Raw genomic sequence first — 22,185 nt, 5'->3', positions numbered from 1 at the left:
ATTTAAATAGTGATTACTTACCATCAAAAAAATGGCAACGTCAGCTTGCATAGTCCAACCACTATGCCAAAAGCCTGTGGTTTTTTATGGAATAAAAACATGATGATTCAAATGAATTGTCGGGGTTTTGCGACTGCGCAATTTATGCAGCCAGAACCTGCTAAATATGCCCATGGGCCTGCATTAGAAGCCAAAACCTTTATGCAGCCAGAACACGCCTACTTTAGCCATCATCCTGGGCGATTTTTTTATATAAAAGATAACCACACTAACGAGCTATTCTCATTGCCCTATGAGCCAGTAAGGCAATCATTGGCATCATTTGAGTTTATCGTTAGCCAGCATCAAGTCAGTTGGCAAGTTAAGCACCTCAACCTACACTGTAAACTAAGCTTAACCTTAGCCACTGAAGATACCGCAGAGCTATGGCAATTATCCATTGATAACCTAAGTCAATCGGCGCGAGATATCAGCATTTATAGCTACTTTCCTGTGGGCTATATGTCGTGGATGAATCAATCTGCAAAATTTGATCCTTCACTTAATGCAATTTTATGTCACTCAATCACCCCCTATCAAAAAGTCGATCAATACTTTGTTCAACAAGACTTTAAAGACACCACGGTATTTCTAACTGACACAACCCCTGATAGTTACGAAACCCGTCAAAGTGTTTTTGAAGGCGAAGGCGGTTTACATAACCCAACGGCTATCAGTAATAACCGCTTAGAAAATAAGCCTGCTCATTACCAAACCCCTGCAGCGATAATGCAATTTAATCGTAAGCTTGCCGCTTATGATGACGCTAGCAATAACACCAAGCCAGCAGTGGCATTAAAGTTTGTTTTTGCGCCGGTAAAAGATGCTCACGAAGCGAGTGAGTTAAAACAGCGCTATTTGAGTTCAACAGCGCAATTTACTCAAGCCCAAGATAAATACAAAGCGTATCTCAGCAGAGAAACTGGCTGTTTAAGCCTTTTATCCTCAACCCCTAAGCTTGATAACTTCATCAACCATTGGCTACCAAGACAGGTTTTTTACCATGGCGATGTCAATCGATTAAGTACCGATCCACAAACCAGAAACTACCTTCAAGATGCTATGGGGATGATTTATATCAACCCTAACAAGGCCAAAGCCGCCTTTGAAGTCGCCCTCGCCCAGCAACATCGCAATGGTGAAATGCCTGATGGCATTTTATTGCACCCAGAATCTGAGCTTAAATACATCAATCAAATCCCCCACACGGATCATTGTGTCTGGCTAGTGATTTGTATTGAGGCATATTTAAATGAAACCGCCGACTTTGATTTCTTAAATCAAACCATTGGTTTTGCCAACAGTGAAGATAAGCTTTCGGTGATGGAGCACGTCAATTTAGCGCTGGAGTTCTTATACTCTCAACGTGATAACCGCGGCCTTAACTTTATTAACCAAGGCGATTGGTGCGATCCGATGAACATGGTGGGCTATAAAGGCTTTGGTGTTTCAAGCTGGTTGACGTTAGCAAGTGCTTACAGCATGACACTGTGGGCAAAAGTCTGCCAGCAAATGGACTGTGACAATAAAGCATCAAAATTCAGCCAACTTGCTGCTGAATTAAATGATGCCGTAATTGAGCATTGCTGGGATGATGAATGGTTTGCCCGCGGTATTACCGATGCAGGTCACTGTTTTGGCGTAAGCGATAATCAAGAAGGCCGCATTTATCTTAACCCGCAAACTTTTGCCATGTTGTCTGGCGCAGTTAATGATCAGCGCTGGTCACTGATGCAGCCGCAAATCAAGCAGCAATTACAAACACCTTTTGGGATGATGATGCTAGCTCCCGCTTATACCCAAATGGATGAGCAAGTGGGCAGATTAACCCAAAAGTTTCCTGGCACCGCTGAAAATGGTTCAGTTTATAATCATGCTGGGGCATTTTATATATACGCCCTATTTGAACAAGGCGAAACAGAGCAAGCATTTGAACTATTACAAACCATGATAACTGCTGAAGATGTGCAAAATGAGCTCACCCGTGGTCAATTACCCGTGTTTATTCCCAACTATTACCGCGGGGCTTATTTTCAATATCCTGATGATGCGGGTAAATCGAGTCAGTTATTTAATACTGGAACCGTCGCTTGGATTTACCGAATTATCATCGAGCAACTTTGTGGCCTAAAAGGCTGCAGCGACGGCTTAAAAATTAAACCGCAACTACCAAAGCACTGGCCTAGCCTAAAGGTAAGCAGACGTTTTCGCGGCGCAACTGTGGATGTATCAATACAAAGGCGAGCAGACATCATATCCCAGCAGGTTTTAGTTAATGGTAAAAGCTTACAGACTAATGCTGCAGGTGAGCATATTTTAGCTATCAGCACTAATACAAGCTATAACATCAGCGTGTTGCTGGCTGTATAACGCAAGTTGAAAAATCAGTATCCTAGCTACTGATTAAGATAACGCTTTCGACTAATGTCAAAGCGTGTGAATATGCCCAATAATAAATGATTCTATAAGATACTGACTTTAAGACTTAAACATTAGGAGTTTACTGGACAATGGACTGCACTGAAAAACCAACTAATAAAGCGAGCCATAAACATAAGGCCAACGCCTCACTTAAAGGCCTAATACTGCCCTGCCTGTTGGCATTAAATTCCACCGCAATTGCTTCAATGGCGAATGCTGATACGTCTTCAAGCACAAACAAAACATCTGCCGAATATGTGCATGCCCCTATTGAAGTTAACTACGCTAATAAAGCCATTACCCTTGATGGCATTGCTGATGAATCTGATTGGCAACAAGCTAAGTGGCAACCGATTGATCAAATGATCATCGGCGATGCTATAACTGCCGATGATTTTAGTGGCCAATATAAACTGCTTTGGCGTGAGGATAAGCTCTATCTACTGACTGAAGTGATTGATGATGTGCTATTTGATCAAAGCGCTGATCCCACAGTGCGGTATTGGGATGATGACACCGTAGAGGTGTTTATTGATGAAGATGGCTCAGGTGGCGAGCATCAATATAGCCATAATGCTTTTGCCTATCATGTGGCATTAGATAAACAAGTGGCTGATTTTACCACGCAAAAAAAGGCCGCCACCTTTAATGAGCATATCACCACAGCATGGTCGAGAGACCCAGTTAACCCTCAAAAAATCTATTGGGAAATGGCGATAACGGTATTCCCTGACAGTTACAATGACAGCTTAAGCGCTTTTGATAAGCAGCAGGTTGCAGCCGTTAGCTTACAAGCCAACAAACAAATGGGTTTTATGCTGGCCTATTGTGATAATGATGGCTCCAAACAAAGAGAGAACTTTATTGGCTCCCACCCGATAAAGCCGTTAAATGGCGACATGAATCGCGGCTATAAACACGCTGATGTTTTTGGCAGTATTATTCTAAAAGCGGCACAATAATCATCATAAAAAGCCGCCAATGACTAATATCATTGACGGCTTTGTTGTTTTTAGTAAACCTGTTCAATAGACGTTATTGCTTAATCCCTTCAATAACCAAATCTAGACTAACATTGGCAGACGCTGGGCCTAAATCCATTTTAAAACCGAAGTCTTTCATGGCAAATTCTGTGGTACCAATAAAGCCAGCACGATAACCACCCCAAGGATCTTGGCCTTCACCAACAAATTCAGCGGCAATAGCCACAGGCTTAGTCACCCCATTTAAGGTCAAATTACCGTTAACCAATATCTTGCCATTGCCTTGGTCTTCAACACTAGTCGAGGTGTACTGCGCCTGAGGAAACGCGCCAGTATTTAAAAAGTCAGCACTGCGTAAATGTTTATCACGCTCGGCATGGTTTGAGTCAACACTCGTTGTATTGATGGTGACATTCAAATTAGTGTCAGCAATTTTTGCCGCATCGTAACTAAAATCACCACTGAAATCATTAAAACGACCAGCTACAAAGCTATAGCCTAAATGATTTACTTTAAATTGAATTGATGCGTGGGCACCTTGAGTATCTATCTTATAATCGGCCGCATTAGCGACTGATGGTAGTAACATTGCAGCGCCGATAACGCTAGATAATACTGTGGCTAAAAGTTGCTTTTTCATTGGTCATTCCCTTTATTATAAATTCAATATTATTGATATGTTCAAGTACTAATAAGTGTTGCTAGCTAATAATTAGCGTTCTCAGCTCGTCGAGTTACAGGCTCGATTCAAGTGCTGTAGGTGTTAAAACTATTTTGTGGCAGGTTTTATCATTCTTGATAAAGTGCCATCCTTATCAATCAATTGGTGTTTTACCGCGCCTGCAGCATGAATAATCACTAGGGCTATTAATGTATAGGCTGCATATTGATGAACTAAGCCAGCAATATCAGCTTGGTTGTTAATAAAGCTGCCCAGTGACGGCACTTCAAACCAATCAAATACCCAAATTCCGCGGCCATCAGCCGTTGAAATTAAAAAGCCTGTCGCCATAATGGCCAACATTAATAGATAAAGCATTCCATGAGCCCACTTAGCCGCCGTTTGCTCCCAAGCCTTGTGATTACTCTTTGCATGAGGTTTCGCAGAGCCTAAGCCCCACACTAATCGCACTAGCGTTGCCAGTAACAATAAAATGCCAACACTTTTGTGAATATCCGGCGCGGTTTTATACCAACTACTGTAATAAGTGAGATCAACCATCCAAAAACCTAAGCCGAATAAGCCAATAACGGTTAATGCACTTAACCAATGGAGACTAATACTCACTAAACCATAGCCATTTTTTGTATTTGCTAACATCAAGCTGTCCTTGTCAAAATCTATGTGAATGATTATATCGACACAAAACAAAAAGAATATCGCTAAAAATCGCCAAAATCATTCGATAAAATAGAACAATAAAACTAATTGAGTCCTGACTAAACCCAGCCAGTCTTACTCAAATAAGCATTCAATTTGAGATATCGATTAAACTCTCTAAAACCACTATCATTGGGCTTTAAACCAATTAAAGGTAAAAAATCGCTCAGTTTGGCCATTTACTAGCCGAACGATTAAAATCATTTAAAAAAGCACTTGCAGGATTAAAACCATCGCTATACTATGTGCGCACTCCAAACGACACAGGCTCTAACGATTAAGTTAGCACCCAGTTTGAAGTAGTAAACTAACGCTTAGTTAGTTGCCCGAATAGCTCAGTCGGTAGAGCAGAGGATTGAAAATCCTCGTGTCCCTGGTTCGATTCCGGGTTCGGGCACCATATTTAATTTAATAGTGTTATCACTGTTAAGAAAGATAAGCCGGCATAGCTCAGTTGGTAGAGCAACTGACTTGTAATCAGTAGGTCCCGAGTTCGACTCTTGGTGCCGGCACCATATACAGAGAAACCACTCAGTGAGTGGTTTTTTCTTGTAAGTTTCAAGCTAACGATAGTTAGTCGCCCGAATAGCTCAGTCGGTAGAGCAGAGGATTGAAAATCCTCGTGTCCCTGGTTCGATTCCGGGTTCGGGCACCATATTTAATTTAATGGTTTTTCACCGTTAAAAAGATAAGCCGGCATAGCTCAGTTGGTAGAGCAACTGACTTGTAATCAGTAGGTCCCGAGTTCGACTCTTGGTGCCGGCACCATAAAAACAAAAAAGCCACTCAATGAGTGGCTTTTTTGTATCTGAAATTTATCATCTGCGACTTATCGGCACTGGATATCACTGCAGTTTATATTCATCAATGCCGACGAGCTATTTATCTGCAAGCACCCTTTTAACCACCAATATAAACCCCTTTAGACTCTGGTTGAATTAAGGTCTTTCAAATATAGAATGTTAGCTTATACAAGCCAAACAAAAAGGCGACCTCAGGCCGCCTTCCAATATCACAGTCTTAGTTTACCTAATTAAAAGTTATAACGAACACCAACGGTAAACACATTATCATCTTCAAGATCAGTTTTTATACTGTTTGCTTTATAATCACCGTCATACATTGCATAGTGACCATAAACCATTGTCGATTTAGTCACCTTATAGTCAGCCCCCACAACAATTGAGGTAATGTTGACATCTGTTGTGTCATCATTTTGAATACCTGAACGTTTAGCATATAGCCCTAAACCCGCTTCATCTATACCGTATTCGGCTTTTAGGTTCACGCCATTAAGGTTATAGGCTAGGTTTACAAAGTATGAGTTCCCTTCAAGATTTGGCTTACTGGTGCTTTCAGAGTTTTGGAATAAACCGCCAATTTTAAACTCTCCAACCTTAAACTGCACCACGCCTCGATAAGCATCCATACCAGCAATGGCTTTGTTATAAGCGCCAGCAACATAATAGCTTTGTGCTTTCAGCTTCTTGTCACCTAGTGTTACACTCACAGCATACTGGCTGCCTTCAGATGCTTGATTATCTTCCATCAAGTATGTCGCGTTAATCGTCAATACGTCCGCTATTTTTGGTGAATAGTACCAAAAACCATCCGCAGAACGAGTTTGAGCGCCAACCAAACGGTCGATATCGGCATTTGAATTACCAAACAAGTCAATGCCACCTTCAGCCTGCTTGAATACCGTGTCATTACGGCCAACAAGAATAGTACCGGCATTGCCCTTAAGACCAAGAAACGTATTACGTGCTTTAAACACATCACTGTTAGTTGAAGTATTTTCTACTTGAAACTCCATTTGGTAAATGACATCGATACCATCAGCAATCTTTTCAGTGCCTTTAACTCCTAGGTGAGAGAAATTGTTTTCCAGTACCGTACCCTCTTTGGCTTCACGAGTGGTTAGGCCGGTGTCAGAGTTGGTCAGCGATAGATCTAAGCGGCCATAAAAGCTTGGCCCTTCGGCAAACGCGCCAAATGATGTTAGTGCAATGATAGATGAAACCGATGCTGCGATTAGTGATTTTTTCATAAGTAGTGCTCCCAATAACTTTGTTCTTTTCAATTTTTTATAATTAATTGCCTAGCGTTAATCATTTGTTCAACGCCTTAATAGGTTTAATAAAACTTGTTTGAGGATTAAGGCTTAACGTCATTAACAGAATTAAGCCCTCATTTGTGAACTGAGGGCTTTTACCTCAAAAATTAAGCCTTACTTTTTGGTTGACTGCTGAGTTGAATACTTAGCGGCAGTTTCACCAGCCATTCTGCCGAAGGTAACGATGTCAGAAATGGCATTCCCACCTAAACGGTTAGCACCATGAACCCCACCAGTGACTTCACCTGCACCATAAAGACCAGGAATCACTTGTTTTTTAGCGTTAAGAATTTCAGATTTAGAATCAATCATCACACCGCCCATGGTGTGATGAACACCTGGGGTAACTTCAATCGCGTAGTAGTTACCTTCATTCAATGCACGTGGAAGGTTTGGACGTTCGAAGTCAGTATCTTTGCCAGCTTTAACAAGGCTGTTATAGCGAGCAACCGTTTCGGTCAAGGCTTTGCCATCGATGTTCTCTAGCTTACCAAGTTCAACCAGTGAGTTAGCAGAAGGTGCTACACCTAGGCCGATGTATTTATCAATTTTGCTGAGTGATTTACGCACTGAGTCATCAAAAATTAAGTAAGCTGTTTTGCCTGTTTGGTTCAAGATAGCTGCAGCAGCTTTGTCACGAGTGGTGATTTCGTTGACAAAACGTTTACCTTCGCGGTTAACTAAAATAGCGCCATTACCACGAACCGCTTCAGTTACCATTACGCCACCTTTAACCGATAACGTTGGATGAGCTTGGATATATTGCAAATCTTTCATTGCTGCGCCAGCATTACCCGCAACATCAATGCCGTCACCTGTGGCACCTGGTTGGTTAGTAGATACAAAGCCTTTTAACTTAGGATCTAGCTTGGCCACACGGTCATTATTTTTACCAAAACCGCCTGTTGCCAATACAACTGCGTCAGCTTTTATCCAGTAATAGCCTTTATACATGCCTTTAACCAGTAAGCCTTTAACATTGCCTTTATCATCTTTTAGAATTTCAATTCCGCGAGTATTTAATCGCATGTCGATATCACGTTTTACGGCATTATCGTAAAGCACTTGAATCACATGAGCACCAACACCTGCGCCACCAGTAGGACGATGTGAACGGTTTACTGACGCGCCGCCCATACGACCAACGTCGGTCAAATCAGCGCCCATAGCGGTTAACCAATCAACTGAGCCCTTAGAGTGAGACGCTAATACATCGACTAATTCAGGGTCATTTAAATCACGGCCCCCTTTCATGGTGTCTTTTACCATCAAGTCAACGCTGTCGGTGATGTCTTTAGCTTTTTGCTGATCGGTCCAAGCTGCGTTCATACCACCAGCAGCTAACTTAGCATTACCACCAATAACCGGCTCTTTCTCAACTAAAATGACTTTTGCACCATTGTCATGGGCAGAAACAGCTGCAGAGAAACCTGCACCACCAGAGCCAATAACCACAACGTTAACAGTATCTTTTGGCGCAGCAGCTAAAGCGGTTTGGCGATCTGATTTGTCTTTCAATAACTCTTCTATGCTTGGCTCATTACGTTGCCATTTTTTGGTGAATGGCATATCAAAATCAAAGCTATGACAAGAGTCGCAGTAAACCATCGATTTTTCATGAGCACTGTGACAAGAAGTACAAGCTATTTCACCAGGAAAGTGGGAGGCATGAGCATTGTAGTGATCATGTTCAGTTTCTTTGGCAACCTCTTCCATTGTGCCGTGACAGGAAACACATTGCTGATTTTCAAAGCTTAAATTATCATTTGATAACTCACCATCTGGCATATGACAACTTTCACACTCTTGGTTTTCAGCGTGTAATTCTGCTAGATTGTCTGCTGCTATCGAGTTTGTCATCACCCCTGCAGAACCCAGAAGCGTGGCTATACACACTACTTTTTTGAAATTTTTCATATCACACCCTCATTTACTTAACTGCTTTGCAGTAATGCCGACAATCAAACGTGTTGCCGTTAATTTTTAACTTCACCGTTATTTTGAGGCTTAGGTTTACCATTAACAATCAAACAACAATTACTCGCGATAAAAATCAACATTCGTTCACAAGATGTAAATTTGCTCATGCACAAATGCATAGCTAAATTCATGGTTATGCAAAAATGCATAAGCGTGGGTTGCACCGATCACAATGACGGCAATATAGGCAATGACTTGTTGAAGTAACTGTATTTGCAACCCCAAATTTAAGCCTAAATAGCCTCAGTGGTAACCCGCTTGAAAAAGCGAGAAACTCAGCACAGTTAAGCTGTATAAGCACATGCTAAGATGATGTTATGAAAAAACTTGTTAACATAATCTGCACATTAAGCTTATTTGGGTTTGCGTTTTTCGCACTCGCTGTTTGTGCGCAAGAAAATCAAACGATTGTTTTTGGGGTTCACTCAAAAACGGCACCACTGGAATGGCGTAATAATGGGGTTGATCAAGGTTTTAATGTTGAGTTAATGGCTAGAATTGGCCAAATCACCGGTAAACGTATCAAGGTCAGACGCAAAACATTTCAACAGTTACTTGCCGATGTACATAACCCTGACTCGCTAATTGATGTTATTGCTGTTGTCAGCCCTGTGACGGTCGAACGTGTGCTTAGTCAGTCTGATCCTATTTATGCAACCCATGCCAAGGCCTACACCCTCCAAGGCAAGTCATTTATAAATGGATGGCATGATCTTAAAGGAAAACGGGTCGCTATCAAAAAAGGCGCTTTTGTTGATATTTACATTTCGGGTCAAGCACAAGACTTCGAACGTGTCGATGTTGACCTTTACGAGACAGGCTTTCAGCTATTAATAAAACAACAGGTTGATGTTGTCATTGCTGAGAACTTTGTTGCACGCCGATTAATGCCTTTATACCCTTCGGTGCGAAGCTCAAGCGATCCTTTGATGTATGGTGCATTCAATTTTGTCAGCAATCATAAAAATGCCATGTTAATGGAGCAAATAAATGCCGCAATACGACAGCTAAAACTATCAGGCGAATATGATCGCCTAGTCAACAAATGGTTTGGTACAGGACGAGAAAAAGTTGACTTAAACTCGACGCAGCAAAGGTTATTATCGCTTGCGATATTAATCAGCCTGATATCTGCGATAGGGATGATACTAACTGGATATATCAGCCTGAGTTTACGAAAGCGCACCAAAGCACTCAAGCTTGAACTTACTCAGCGTAAAAAAGCAGAAACCGCTATTTCGGAGCTATCGAAACAGTTCCAGGCAGTATTAGATGGTATTCCTCATGGTGTGACGCTATTCAACCGTGCTGGAGAATGCTTATGGAGTAACGACAACAATAATGATCTGCTTAATAATCCTGATTTTCATTACTTAGACGGACAGCCCTTTGACCTTAGTTCCACCTTGTTTGAAGCGATCAATAACAATAAATCCATTATTGCTGATATGGTAATTCATAAACAATATTGGCAACTTCAACTGCATCTTATTGGTAGTGAACAAGCCGTTATATTGCTTGAAGAAACGACCGAGCAACAGCAGCTTCGTCAAGCCAACTATGAAGCTAGCCGATTAGCTTCATTAGGTGAGCTATCTGCTGGTATTGCCCATGAAATAAATAATCCGACGGGTATTATCGTGCATGCTATTGCCTTTATTAATGATGCTCTAGCTGATCTTTCTGTTGCCGCTAATCATTACCAACAACAAAATCCATTTTGGAATATAGCGGGCTTAACGCCGACTCCCGCCATGGACGAATTAAAGTTGAGCGGCCAGTCTATTATGGACGGTGCTGAACGCATTAGTCGCATTGTCTGTGATTTAAAACGCTACGCCTTACCCACAGTGTCTGATGAGTATCAACTTATCCAGCTTAACGAAGTCGTTCAGGCATCTTTACGTTTAACGGCAAACCAAATAAAAAACTTAAAAGTGGTGACACACTTACAAAACCCAAGTCCTACTATTAAAGGTGATGAGCAACAGCTAAATCAGGTACTGATTAACCTAATTCAAAACGCTTGCCACGCGATTGTGTTGGATGCAACGACTTATGATGACCAGCACCTGTCAATTAGCACCAGCATTGAACAGCAGTTTGCATGCTTAACTGTAACCGATAAAGGTCAAGGCATGGACCAAGCAACTCTTCAACGAATTACCGAACCCTTTTTTACCACTAGGCGTTCAAGTGGCGGTAGTGGCTTAGGGTTATCTGTTTGTAGTCGGATAATTAAACAACATCAAGCCAAGATGCAGATTAAATCGCGTATTGGTCAAGGCACAACTGTTATTATTCGCTTTCCTTTGGAGTCTGAAACGTGAAATTAGCCAGAAACATTTTACTTGTTGATGATGAGGCACCTTGGTTACGCACTCTAGCCATTACCCTCAACCGTTTAGTACCCGAGGCAACAATTGATACCTGCATTGATAGTCGGCAAGTGATTAACCGACTTGAAGTAGGTGACTATGCATTGGTACTATTAGATCTCACCATGCCATTTCACTCAGGTGAGGAGCTACTGGAGAGTATTCGCAACACATCGCCTTACACTCGAGTGATTATCGTTACCGGTGTTAATCAGGTTGATACGGCTGTGCGTTGCATCAAGCATGGCGCTTATGATTATTTTATTAAGACCGACAAAGTTGATGATCTTGCTAGAACAGTACGCCAAGCATTAGAGGTTGTTGGTCTTGAGCGCAACTATCTAAGAATTAAACAAAGCTTTTTAAGTAAGACATTGAATCAACCTGAGGCGTTTGATAATTTTTTGACCTGCGAGCCTGCCTTGCTCGACCAGTTTCGATATTTTGAAGCAGTAGCACCCAGTCCTGAACCCATTCTAATTCAAGGTGAAAGCGGCACGGGTAAAGATGAATTTGCCAAATCAGCCCACTTACTTTGCTGCCCACAAGCGCCATTTATAAATATCAATCTAGCTGGGATAAGTGCATCAGCATTTGAGTTACAACTGTTTGGCAAAATCAACACCTTGGAAGATGGCCAACTATGCGCCCAAGCGGGGGCGTTGCATCAAGTTCAATCAGGTTTACTTTACCTGAATGAAATAGGTGATTTGCCAATAGAGGCGCAAGCAAAACTGGTGGATGTCATTGAACATAAACAATACTACCCAATTGGCAGCGACAAGGCCTACCCAGTGATGTGTAAAATCATCACTTCCACCCAACATGACTTACTCGCATTAAGCAAAGCGGGAAAATTTCGCAATGACCTTTTGTATCGTCTTCGCTCACATACCATCAAACTGCCGCCATTAAGACAACGTAAACTCGACCTATTTATGTTAATTAATCACTTTATTACCCTTGCAGCAGAAGAAATGGATCTGCCTAGACCTGAGCAACCCAATACCCTCGCCTCGCAAATAGCCGAATATGAGTTTCCCGGTAATTTACATGAACTCAGAGGAATGGTGTTTGATGCCGTCAGTCGCAGTGATGGAATTAAGCTCAATATCAGCCCCTTTATGGAAGCCAACAACTTAACCAAAGTCGCAGCAGATAATACCGCGCAACTGACGTTTCCAAAGGAGTTACCTACGTTGGCACAAATGAGTGATGCATTAATTAACGAAGCGATGAGCCGTACGGCAAATAGTCAAACTGTTGCAGCAAAAATGCTAGGAATAAGCCAAAGTGCATTAAGCCGCCGTCTTAAACATGAAAAGTAACCAAATTGATTTGCAAAACAGCATTACAGAGGTAGGGTGAGAGCGCAAATGCTTTTCGTTCAATTAGTGGGAGTTTATTAAGCGAATATCAACCGCATGGACGCGGATGTTAAGCCATCATGGATGATTTTACGGCGTTTCGTTTAATAAACCTTAACAATTTGCATAAAAACCAATCGCTTATGCGGTAACCATGATTACAGAGGTGCCAAACAAGGTTAATCATATGCTCAGGTAAAATCTATTCGCTGGCTTTTATCGGATACAAAAAAAGAGAGCCGAAGCTCTCTTTTTTACCCAAAACGAAAAGTCACTCAGTTTACTTCCAGCTGGTCATCTTATGGCCTTTAACGGCATAAAATAAAATGAATAGATAACATGGGATCATCACTAAGTAGCCGCCTTGCATGCCAAGGGAGGTTGCTGAGCTGGTTAAGCCCCAGAATACTGGGCCAAATGCGCCACCAGCAATACCCATGATGAGTAGTGCTGAACCTGTGCTGGTTAGTTTACCCATACCAGATAAGGCTAACGGCCAAACTGCTGGCCAAACAATTGCGTTAGCCAAGCCTAAAAAGGCAATTAACAATAAGGTATCTGGCAGTTGTGCGCCACCAAATGGCACTAATACAGTGTCAGAAATAGCCGTTGAGCTGCTATCACCAAATACAATACCAAAGGACAACAGCACCCCAAGTATGGCGCTAATAAGTAGCGCATTAGGCTGAGATATAAACCGTGGAATACAAATAATCCCTAAGGTGTAACCCACTACCATGCATATCATGGTGTATGAGGTCATCACCCCATAGTTTTCAACCCCTAAGGTGAGTGCATACGTACCAATGGTATCACCAGCGATTACCTCAACAGCCACATACACAAACAAGGCCACCACCCCAAGGGCTAAGTTGGGTTTTGCTAGTGCCTGTTTAATTTGACCTTTACTGGTGCCCTCTTCTGCTTCGTCTTGTTCAAGCTCTGGTAGCGGTGATTTCTTAACAGCATAGGCTAAAATACCAATGAAGATTGCCATGCCTAAATACGGCAGAATTAAGCTGTTAGCCATTTCATCAATTTGAACCTGACTTAGGGTGGTGCCGACGCGATCTTTAAAGCTATCAAGGATTAATGCGGTAAACACCATAGGAGCAATAACACCCGCGCCTTTATTCAAAATCCCCATAACACTAACGCGTGCTGCAGCAGACTCTTCAGGGCCTAAGCGAACCACATAAGGGTTAACAGCGGTTTGTAATAATGTTTGTCCGGTGCCCATAACCAGTTGCGCGAGTAAGAACAAAGCAAACACTTGGGTTTTAGCGGCTGGAATAAAGAGTAAACCCGCCACCATCATCACGCCCATACCCAGCGCCATACCGTTTTTATAGCCCACTTTACGGATGACCCAAGCTGAAGGTAGTGCGGTAAAAGTTACTGCAATATAAAAAGAGAATAGAATTAGTGACGCTTGAAAAGGGCTTAACTGAAGGATTTGCTTTAGATATGGCATTAACGAACCATTAAGCCAAGTCGCAAACCCTAATACGAAAAAGAGTATTGCCACAATGGCCATGGGCACTATGCTGCTTTTTTGCTGACTATTATTCATTGTTGTTTCCATAAACCCTGCTTCTTATTGTCATTGATATTTCAGCACTGACTTACTACTAGTGCCCCATATGAGTCTTATTATTATTGAGTTTTTATCAACAATTTGACCTAGCAATGTTGCTGCAGATCATAATCGTTGTGCATTTCATGTTAAAACATAAACACAGCAAAGACAACGCTGTCATTTCATTAGCAACTAAACATCATTGATCACACCACAAGCCCCAAAATAAATCTTGCATGCAGTTCTTAGTGACAGTCCATAGTGACAGTTCTAATAAACAGCTCTTATAAACAGTTCTTAGTGACAGCTCTTATAAACAGCCTTTAGATGCGAATAAAAATTTTACGTTGATAAAGCCACAATAAAATTAGCCATTGCACTGTCAGTAAGCTCAGTACAAAGAGTAATGGTTGCCAGTCTGCTGAGGTGGCGCGAATAAAGCCGCCCAATAAACTATTGGCTAAGTATTGCCAATTAACCAGACTAGATGCGATATAGATGATGATGGCATTAGTGCCAATCACCACAAAAACAAAGGCCCATTTGTGCCATTTAAGTACGTCGATAATGGCGTAAAAAATGGCGAGTAAGATGATGCTCCAACCACTGGTTACCAACACAAAACTGCTGGTCCATAAGTCTTTATTGACCGGAATAATCAAGTCTAATAGCCAGCCTAATGACAATAACGCCGCACCAATAATCACCATACTCAAGACTTTTAGCCATTCACCCCTAAGCCCCCATAAGGGCGGCTTGGCTTTAACAATATAGTGACCGACAAACACACCGATTAAGCCATTTACCACAGCAGGCAGTGTGGATAGCACCCCTTCAGGATCTACGGCTCTATTTTGATATGCGCTACCAGGTAGCAGTATTGAATCCACGTAAGCGTTAATACTATTTTCGGCGCTAAAGCGGGCAAAGGTTTGGCTTGTTTGATTAACAGCTGCTTGAGCTAATTCTGGGTTTTGAACTAGCCCAGAATATAGCGTGAGATCGGGATAAGGAAGATATAACTGAATAAGCCCATAGCCAATTAATAGACTAATGGCGACAATAATTTGGGTTCTAAGGCTGGTATGCCACACCAACATCGCGCCTATAAACCATGCAAAACCAATACGTGCCAACACACTGGCATAACACACACTGTCGGGATCTGCAGGCATACCAACGCCCCAACCATGATTATAAAGTACCCCTAAAAAAATAAGTAAACCAAGGCGCTTTATAGCATGACGATACAAGGGCAGCCGCTGCTGCATTGGTAGTTTATCTAAGCGTTTTGGTGACAGGCCTAAAGCCACACCGGAGAGGAAAATAAACAGCGGGAATATAACATCATAAAAGGTAAATCCATGCCATTGACTGTGATGCATTTGGCCGTCAAACCAATTCCACCCAGCCCAGCCGGTTAATATAAATAATCCAGCAAATAGGCCCTCACCGCCAAGGATCCAAAACATGTCAAAACCGCGCAGGGCGTCCAATGACATTAATCTTGGCTTCAAAGCGGTTTTAGTCGACATACATTAGCCTTTATCGCATCGGCTAAAAACCACATCGCCATTAATATAGGTTTGGTTAACTTGATAACGCGAGTTATCGTTTGCATTAGCAGCTAACAACACTAAGTCTGCGCGCTGACCTACGGCTATGGTGCCAAGCTTAGCTTGCTGTAGATACTGCGCTGGATATAACGATGCCATTCTAAGGGCTTCTTCATAACTGAGGCCAAGCATGCTAACCGTATTGTTAACTGCGCCAACCATATCAAGTACGCAACCTGCTAGCTCACCTGATTTGGCATTGAGCCTATCACCTTGACGTATGACCTCGGTGCCAAACAGTTCAAAGCTGGCATCATCATCCAGTCCCACCGGTGGCATAGCATCGGTTACTAACATGATTTTGCCTTGGGGCTTAGCTTTAAGGGCAACTTTTGCAGTCGCACTGTGAACATGGTGGCCATCGACAATCAATCCGCACCATGCTGCATCACTTTCTAGCGCTGCGCCCACCATGCCCGGCTCACGAGAGCCAAAGCCTGACATGGCATTAAACAAATGTGTAAAACCGTTAGCGCCAGCATTTAACGCCGCCAGCACAGTGTCATAATCGGCATTTGAGTGACCTAAGCACACCTTTACGTCGTTAGCGATTAAGGTTTTTATCACCTCAACTGAGACATTTTCAGGGGCTAAAGTGACCACTTTTATACCAAGATCTTGTCGTGAAAATATCGCCAGTTCTTCATCTGAAATACTGCGAATAAACGATTGTGGATGCACGCCTTTTTTAGGCACACTTAAATGTGGCCCTTCAAAGTGAATCCCTAACACGCCTGCAGATTGCAGCTTAATAGCCTCGGCAACGGCATCAGCGGCTTGCGCCATCACTTCAACTTTATCGGTAATGAGCGTCGGCAGAAAACCGGTCGTACCAAATTGAGCATGTGCTCGACCTATGGTCTCAATACACTCAAGTGTTGGTGCACTATTAAACAGTGCCCCACCGCCGCCATTGACTTGAACATCAACAAACCCAGGCACTAACGTGCCTTGTAAACGCACTTCTTTCGCATTCGATACTGAATCTAAGGCGATGATGTGGCCGTCTTCAATAGAGATCACCGCATCTTGATGAAATTGCTGTCCATCAAAAAAGCCGTCTGCTATTAGGGTTTGTCTCATAATGTTCTCTTTATATTGGCGTTAATCGTTAACTGTTTACTTCTTACTGCTTACTTCTTACTTCTTACTTCTTAATGCGCACAGTCGAGTCAAACTTATAGTGTTTGGGTGACTTTTTTCAAACCTTCTGGCTGATCTGGGTCAATACCACGGGCAACAGCAACGGCGGCTACATCGATATAAAAACGTTGTAGCAATGCTAATGGCGCTACGCGTGGATGTATTTCAGTTGATGTTTGATTTAAATGCACCAAGTCTGCGCCACGTTGTTTTACGTTTTCTATTTGCTCGATATGGCTGTCATAAGACTCATCATTAATGCAGGCATCGACAATAGCGAGTTTCTTTTCAACCAAAGTCACCGGGCCATGTAAAAACTCAGCACTGCTGAATGACTCGGCATGAATAGAGCAAACCTCTTTCATTTTAAGGGCAATTTCTTTGGTTACCGCATAACCTAAACCACGACCTAAAACCACAAGGTTATTAACCCCTGCTAAAGACTCGGCGGTTAATTGCGGCGCTGCGTCAACGGCTGTTTGTAATGCAGCAGGCATTGAATCAACGGCTGCAGCTAACGACTCACTTTGGGTCCACTCAGCAGTTAACTGCACAATGGCAGATAACGTTGCTAAGTAACTCTTAGTGGCTGCTACCGCTTTTTCTTCACCTGCGCGCAATGGCAATACCACATCGACAATATCTTTAATCGGCGCGGTTTCATCGTTGACTAATGCGACACAAAAAGCGCCGGCATTTTTTGCCATTCTGGCTTGTGCCAAAATGTCTGGGCTACGGCCTGATTGTGAAATAACAATCACTAATCCGCCTTCAAGTTGTAAGCTTTTACCATAAACACTGGCAACTGATGGCGCTGCGGCAAAAGTTGGTATGCCCACTTCGATTTCAAATAAGTATTTAGCAAATACCCCTGCGTGATCTGATGAGCCACGACCAACAATCATCACAAACTTTGGCTTAAAACTACGTAGTTTTTCACCAAGCTCTTTGGTTAAGCCAGCATTAGCAGCCAGTTGCTCAGCGATTTTCTGCGGTGCTGAACGCGCTTCACGTTCCATAATTGTATTTGTCATCGAGTTAACCTTAATTTATGTTCAAGTTGATCCATTGAGGTATCAAGTTACTGAGCAGTGCATGGCGATGAATTTATCGTTGACACTGAAAATTTTAAGCGAGTTCAAGATAATTTGGCGAGTTACAGACTCTTGCCGTTATCTGCGGCAAACTGTTGCTGCGCAAACAAGATAGCGCCGATTTCTGGTGGTGATAGCGCTTCAGCCACTTTGCTAGCCACATCAATGTCTAACCAATGTAATAATGGCTCTGCTAGGCCGCCAATCATCGAAAAACGACTAGGATGAATGGCAAATAACTTTCTGGCCATTTCACTAATATAACCCGCTCCCTGTTGCACAATATCAATGGCAACCTCATCACCATTGTCGGCGCATAACAGCACAATACGGGCTAATTTGGCGTAGGTGCTTGAAGACTGCCCAGCAAGATGCTCGACAATGCCCATGGCATCATCAACATTAAAGTGTGCTAGTAATAATTGTGTTAGTGCGGTGTCGGCGGCAAAGCCGTCTAAATTCAGTAATACATGCTCAGCGGCTTTTTGGCCTAACCATGCGCCACTGCCTTTGTCACCTAATGCAAAGCCATGGCCGCCAATTAATAAACTTTGCTCGCCTACATGGGCAAAGCCACAAGAGCCAGTACCGGTAATAATCACGGCACCATCATCGCCGTTGTGGGCGCCAATACAGGCAGTATGTAAGTCTGTGGTGAGGTACATTTTGGCAAACGGGTGCTGCCAGTTGTTCACTTGGTCAAACAAACGCGGCACATTCACGCCAGCGAGGCCGACACCGGCGATTAACTGCTGAGCGTAGCTTGGTGCTAAGTTTGCATCTGCCAAGGCAAGCTTGGTTGATTCGATAATTGAATTAAAAGTTTGTTCTAGTCCGTGAAGAGGATTAGCTCTACCTGCTACACCAGTGCCAATTACACCTTTTTGTGGGCAAAATATGCTGGCGCGGCACTTACTGCCACCACCGTCAATTCCGATATAAAGCTGTGATTCATTTTGCTGATTAACGCTCATGACATCCCTCTTGTCTCTATTACCCAAGCCTTTTATAACTGATTTTTATAGGCTCTTTTGTAAGTTAACTTTATGTTACACCACAAATGACAGCGTTGTCATTTACTTTTTGTGGTGTTTATAAAACAAACAGCGAAGTAACTATTAAAGCTCTGATTTATATTGATTTTAGCTAGGTAATTAAATTGAAAGTTTTGGATGTTTTGCTGATTTTCTTTTAAAAAAGGACGTTAACCATTCGATTAACGTCCTTTGTATTTAGTTAACTGCGCAGCAATAAAAGCCAGCTACAAAAACAACGAGCGCCCTTTGCGTTTTCCTGATGCGGAAATTGCTCTTATCTCAATATTACCTGATACCTTTACCGGGGCTTGGTATTCAAGCCATGATGCTGTTTCAGCAGCGTTATTGTCACTCTCTTCACTGAGTTGACGATACTCAATCTTAAGCCCTGGAAAGGCAATATTGGCATAAAGCAGTCCAGCTTCAATTTTTGCCCCAACGGTTGGCACCCGATATTCAATGTTAGCCACATCTAACTTTGCCAGCTCTTTATGGCCTAAGGTATTAGCGATGTCATTCCATTGCTGTTGCTGCTGCTTACGCATATCAGCAGTAAAGTAACCTGAGTTTTGATGATAAACCGCGCCTTGATATTGATATGGCACTTCCCACTTTGCTTTATGCCAAGCTTTTTCAGCTAGCATTAGCAGCCGTGGAAACATCATATATTCAGCGACTTCATCACTGCGAATAGTTTCACTCCAGATTTGACCTTGAATACCACTAAAGCCTTTACCTTGTTGTAATGGCGCTGAGGTCACCTTACCTTGCTCATCTTTTTTAACGCTATCGTCGGCGGTAAAGGGGTTATTTTCGATATCATTCCATTGTTCCGCATTCGCAGGTAAGTTATCTGGCATAAAACTAAACAATTTTTGGCTGTTTAGCGCTCGGGTCGCCCAGTAGTAACCATGCTCTTTAGGATCAGCCTCATAGGGGAAATCAAAGTACAACACTTCAGGGTTTGAAAGCACAGTATCCCAACCTAAATTGGCTTGGTTGTGGGCTCTTTGATAACCATGGTGTGAAATCACATCCCAAATGTTGGTTTGTGATTTAGCCGGCATATTGTCTGCATTAGTATGGCTCATACCATCGCTCCAACCTGCAGGTTCAATACCTTTAGCGCTGACCATATTGGCGACGCGCTCAATAAAATAAGCACCTAAATCATCGATCGATTTAACCCCTTTGTCATTGTTAGCAACAAAGTCTACGCATTGTGGTGATTGCTTCCACGCCCCTGCCGTTTCATCAGCGCCAATGTGGTAGCGTTTTAGCGGATGGCCTGCTTGTTGGTGCAATTTAGCAATTTCATCAATGACTTTATCGACAAAGTGATAGGTCGACTCCAAGCACACATTTAGGGTGTTATCGTTATAATACTGCACCGATGAATACACTGTGGTGTCGTTAGCATCTGTCAGTAAGTACTCATTAGCAGCATTATTTTCGCCACTTGCCATAAACTTACGGTAGCGGGCATCCATAGATTTTATCGCAGCACGTGAGTGACCAGGCATATCCATTGACGGGATAACCTCTACTTGGCGGGCGCTGGCATACTGCAAAATGTCTATATAATCGGCTTTGCTATAAAAACCATTTACACTGGCATCAGCAAAAGGGCCACTGCCCAGCTGGGGAATTAAGCAGGTGCTTTCGGTTAAATCATGGCAACGCTTACTACCAATATCAGTAAGCTCAGGTAAGCCATCAATTTCTAAGCGCCATGCTTCATCATCGGCCATATGTAGGTGTAATTTATTGAGCTTATAAGCTGCCATTTGATCGATTAAATCAAATATCAGTTGTTTACTGTGAAAGTTACGCGCGACATCAATGTGCATACCACGAAAATCATAACGCGGTGCATCATCAACAACCATAGTATTTATACTGAGTTCTCGAGTATCGATTAACGCTGCAAGTGACGAAAGACCATATGAAAAACCACTGTCGGTGGCGGCGGTAATGGTAATGCCGTCAATGGCCACCTTGAGCTGATAAGCGCCATCAATCCCTTGCTCGTCTGCTGTAACCTTGCTGTTTTTAACAAACGCTAACGACAAGCCTGTATCTGATTGCTTAACCCCAAGTCTCGCTAATCTCGACAAAGCTGCGGCAACTGCTGCTGAGTCAACTTGCTGGTAATTAACCTCAATACCTTGAGACAAATCTACCGGTGTATTACTTGATGTAACGCTAGCACTGAGCGGCGTTGGAATAATGCGATTAATGGCAGCCTCGCGATTAACTACAAGGGCATTATTGGCTTCAAATAACACCTCAGCACGGCTCCACGCTAAGTTATCGGTTGCGGTTCTGCGATATTGCCTTTTTTCATCCGTAAAGGCTTCAACATAGGGTCTAACTTCCATGCCGGTTTCTGCGTCAATACTTAATTGAGTGCTAGCTATCACGACAGGCTCTAAACCATCCACCACAATGTAATAGTTTGGCATTGGGTCAGTTTCAGATAATTGCCATAACTCGCCTCTAAAACCAATGCGTTGGGTTACGCCAGCGCTAAAGCCAGTGAATTGTTCGGTGGGGGCAATTTTATGTAAATCACCTTGTACTCGAGTGATACTAAACTGCGGATTTAACACCGCTTGTACTGGGCGCATTTGACTGAAATAAATTGCCCAGTCGGCATGGGGAATATTAACTGAACTGGTTAAATCAATTTCAGCGATAAAACATTGCTCATCAGGCTGTGTTGCTGAGCAACTTTCTTCAGGGACATTGGTCACCATGCGATAAGTGACTTTTAGATCTGCGGCAAATTGTTTTAGGCTTGCTTGAGTCCAAGCGCTATCAGCGGCTTGATTAGCCTTATGTTGCAGATCTGAACCATTAGCTGATTGAGCATCATCAGACGTAGAAGGAGCTGAAGAATACTGGCAACCCACTACGCCTATTGATAGTAATAATGCTGATGCAAGGATGGTCTTTTTCATATATTCCTCAATTTATCCCTAAATGATCATCTGATGAGATGCCGCGCGTTGACTGACTACTGACGTTAGCCTATTTTAGCGAAATTAC

Annotated in this window: 15 protein-coding genes and 4 tRNA genes; 8 read left to right on the top strand and 11 right to left on the bottom strand. The window is 42.7% G+C overall.

Annotated elements, in window-relative coordinates:
• Positions 1-9 precede the first annotated feature (9 nt).
• Complete coding sequence (locus tag AB4160_RS12850; RefSeq protein WP_372004856.1) at positions 10-2,409, top strand: GH36-type glycosyl hydrolase domain-containing protein; 2,400 nt, start codon at positions 10-12, stop codon at positions 2,407-2,409.
• Positions 2,410-2,549: 140 nt separating this feature from the next.
• Positions 2,550-3,422, top strand: coding sequence for a sugar-binding protein (locus AB4160_RS12845; RefSeq protein ID WP_372004853.1), 873 nt, complete (start codon positions 2,550-2,552; stop codon positions 3,420-3,422).
• Positions 3,423-3,495: 73 nt separating this feature from the next.
• Here AB4160_RS12845 and AB4160_RS12840 read toward each other — a convergent pair whose 3' ends face one another.
• Together AB4160_RS12840 and AB4160_RS12835 are read right to left on the bottom strand one after the other, a co-directional pair.
• A complete protein-coding gene (locus tag AB4160_RS12840; RefSeq protein WP_102440637.1) occupies positions 3,496-4,083 on the bottom strand; it encodes a YceI family protein in 588 nt (195 codons plus the stop codon).
• 129 nt (positions 4,084-4,212) lie between these two features.
• Positions 4,213-4,764 (bottom strand): cytochrome b, encoded by a 552-nt coding sequence (locus AB4160_RS12835; RefSeq protein ID WP_372004851.1) that lies wholly within the window; start codon positions 4,762-4,764, stop codon positions 4,213-4,215.
• A gap of 384 nt (positions 4,765-5,148) precedes the next feature.
• On the opposite strand from AB4160_RS12835, the gene AB4160_RS12830 reads away from it, so the two are divergent.
• From AB4160_RS12830 to AB4160_RS12815, 4 genes are all read left to right on the top strand, one after another.
• Positions 5,149-5,224 (top strand) — tRNA-Phe (locus AB4160_RS12830).
• A gap of 39 nt (positions 5,225-5,263) precedes the next feature.
• A tRNA-Thr gene (locus AB4160_RS12825) sits at positions 5,264-5,339 on the top strand.
• Positions 5,340-5,403: 64 nt separating this feature from the next.
• Positions 5,404-5,479: transfer RNA gene (locus AB4160_RS12820), tRNA-Phe, on the top strand.
• Positions 5,480-5,516: 37 nt separating this feature from the next.
• Positions 5,517-5,592, top strand: a tRNA-Thr gene (locus tag AB4160_RS12815).
• 265 nt (positions 5,593-5,857) lie between these two features.
• On the opposite strand, the gene AB4160_RS12810 is transcribed toward AB4160_RS12815, so the two are convergent.
• The 3 genes from AB4160_RS12810 to AB4160_RS12800 form a co-directional block, all read right to left on the bottom strand.
• Positions 5,858-6,874: a porin gene (locus tag AB4160_RS12810; protein ID WP_303501345.1), complete on the bottom strand. Its 1,017-nt coding sequence runs from the start codon at positions 6,872-6,874 to the stop codon at positions 5,858-5,860.
• Between the two features lie 180 nt (positions 6,875-7,054).
• On the bottom strand, positions 7,055-8,857 hold the full coding sequence (locus AB4160_RS12805) for a flavocytochrome c (RefSeq protein WP_372004849.1): 1,803 nt from the start codon (positions 8,855-8,857) through the stop codon (positions 7,055-7,057).
• 147 nt (positions 8,858-9,004) lie between these two features.
• Positions 9,005-9,145 carry a hypothetical protein gene (locus tag AB4160_RS12800; protein WP_372000345.1) on the bottom strand — a complete coding sequence of 47 codons (141 nt, stop codon included), beginning with the start codon at positions 9,143-9,145 and terminating at the stop codon, positions 9,005-9,007.
• Positions 9,146-9,237: 92 nt separating this feature from the next.
• Between AB4160_RS12800 and AB4160_RS12795 the strand changes: the two genes are divergently transcribed.
• On the top strand, positions 9,238-11,250 hold the full coding sequence (locus AB4160_RS12795) for an ATP-binding protein (RefSeq protein ID WP_372004847.1): 2,013 nt from the start codon (positions 9,238-9,240) through the stop codon (positions 11,248-11,250).
• Positions 11,247-12,626, top strand: coding sequence for a sigma-54 dependent transcriptional regulator (locus AB4160_RS12790; RefSeq protein WP_102519278.1), 1,380 nt, complete (start codon positions 11,247-11,249; stop codon positions 12,624-12,626). Before AB4160_RS12795 ends, AB4160_RS12790 begins: the two co-directional genes overlap by 4 nt.
• 319 nt (positions 12,627-12,945) lie before the next feature.
• Here the strand turns inward: AB4160_RS12790 and nagP are convergent, their stop codons facing one another.
• The 6 genes from nagP to AB4160_RS12760 all read right to left on the bottom strand — a co-directional run bounded on the left by nagP (position 12,946) and on the right by AB4160_RS12760 (position 22,097).
• The gene (gene nagP, locus AB4160_RS12785) at positions 12,946-14,250 is read right to left on the bottom strand and encodes an N-acetylglucosamine MFS transporter NagP (RefSeq protein WP_372004845.1); all 1,305 of its coding nucleotides are present in this window, start codon (positions 14,248-14,250) and stop codon (positions 12,946-12,948) included.
• Between the two features lie 317 nt (positions 14,251-14,567).
• Positions 14,568-15,779 carry an acyltransferase family protein gene (locus tag AB4160_RS12780; protein WP_372004843.1) on the bottom strand — a complete coding sequence of 404 codons (1,212 nt, stop codon included), beginning with the start codon at positions 15,777-15,779 and terminating at the stop codon, positions 14,568-14,570.
• Between the two features lie 3 nt (positions 15,780-15,782).
• Positions 15,783-16,943 carry an N-acetylglucosamine-6-phosphate deacetylase gene (nagA, locus tag AB4160_RS12775; protein WP_372004841.1) on the bottom strand — a complete coding sequence of 387 codons (1,161 nt, stop codon included), beginning with the start codon at positions 16,941-16,943 and terminating at the stop codon, positions 15,783-15,785.
• A 95-nt stretch (positions 16,944-17,038) separates the two neighbouring features.
• Positions 17,039-18,037: a glucosamine-6-phosphate deaminase NagB-II gene (gene nagB-II / locus AB4160_RS12770; protein WP_372004839.1), complete on the bottom strand. Its 999-nt coding sequence runs from the start codon at positions 18,035-18,037 to the stop codon at positions 17,039-17,041.
• Between the two features lie 122 nt (positions 18,038-18,159).
• The gene (gene nagK, locus AB4160_RS12765) at positions 18,160-19,071 is read right to left on the bottom strand and encodes an N-acetylglucosamine kinase (RefSeq protein ID WP_102532170.1); all 912 of its coding nucleotides are present in this window, start codon (positions 19,069-19,071) and stop codon (positions 18,160-18,162) included.
• A 287-nt stretch (positions 19,072-19,358) separates the two neighbouring features.
• On the bottom strand, positions 19,359-22,097 hold the full coding sequence (locus AB4160_RS12760) for a family 20 glycosylhydrolase (RefSeq protein WP_372004836.1): 2,739 nt from the start codon (positions 22,095-22,097) through the stop codon (positions 19,359-19,361).
• Between the last annotated feature and the right edge of the window lie 88 nt (positions 22,098-22,185).

It is taken from the genome of Shewanella sp. 10N.286.51.B8 (assembly GCF_041469325.1).
Taxonomy (GTDB): Bacteria; Pseudomonadota; Gammaproteobacteria; order Enterobacterales; family Shewanellaceae; genus Shewanella.
The sequence above is the reverse complement of the archived record's forward strand: the minus strand, read 5'-3'. Positions and strand labels throughout refer to the sequence as shown.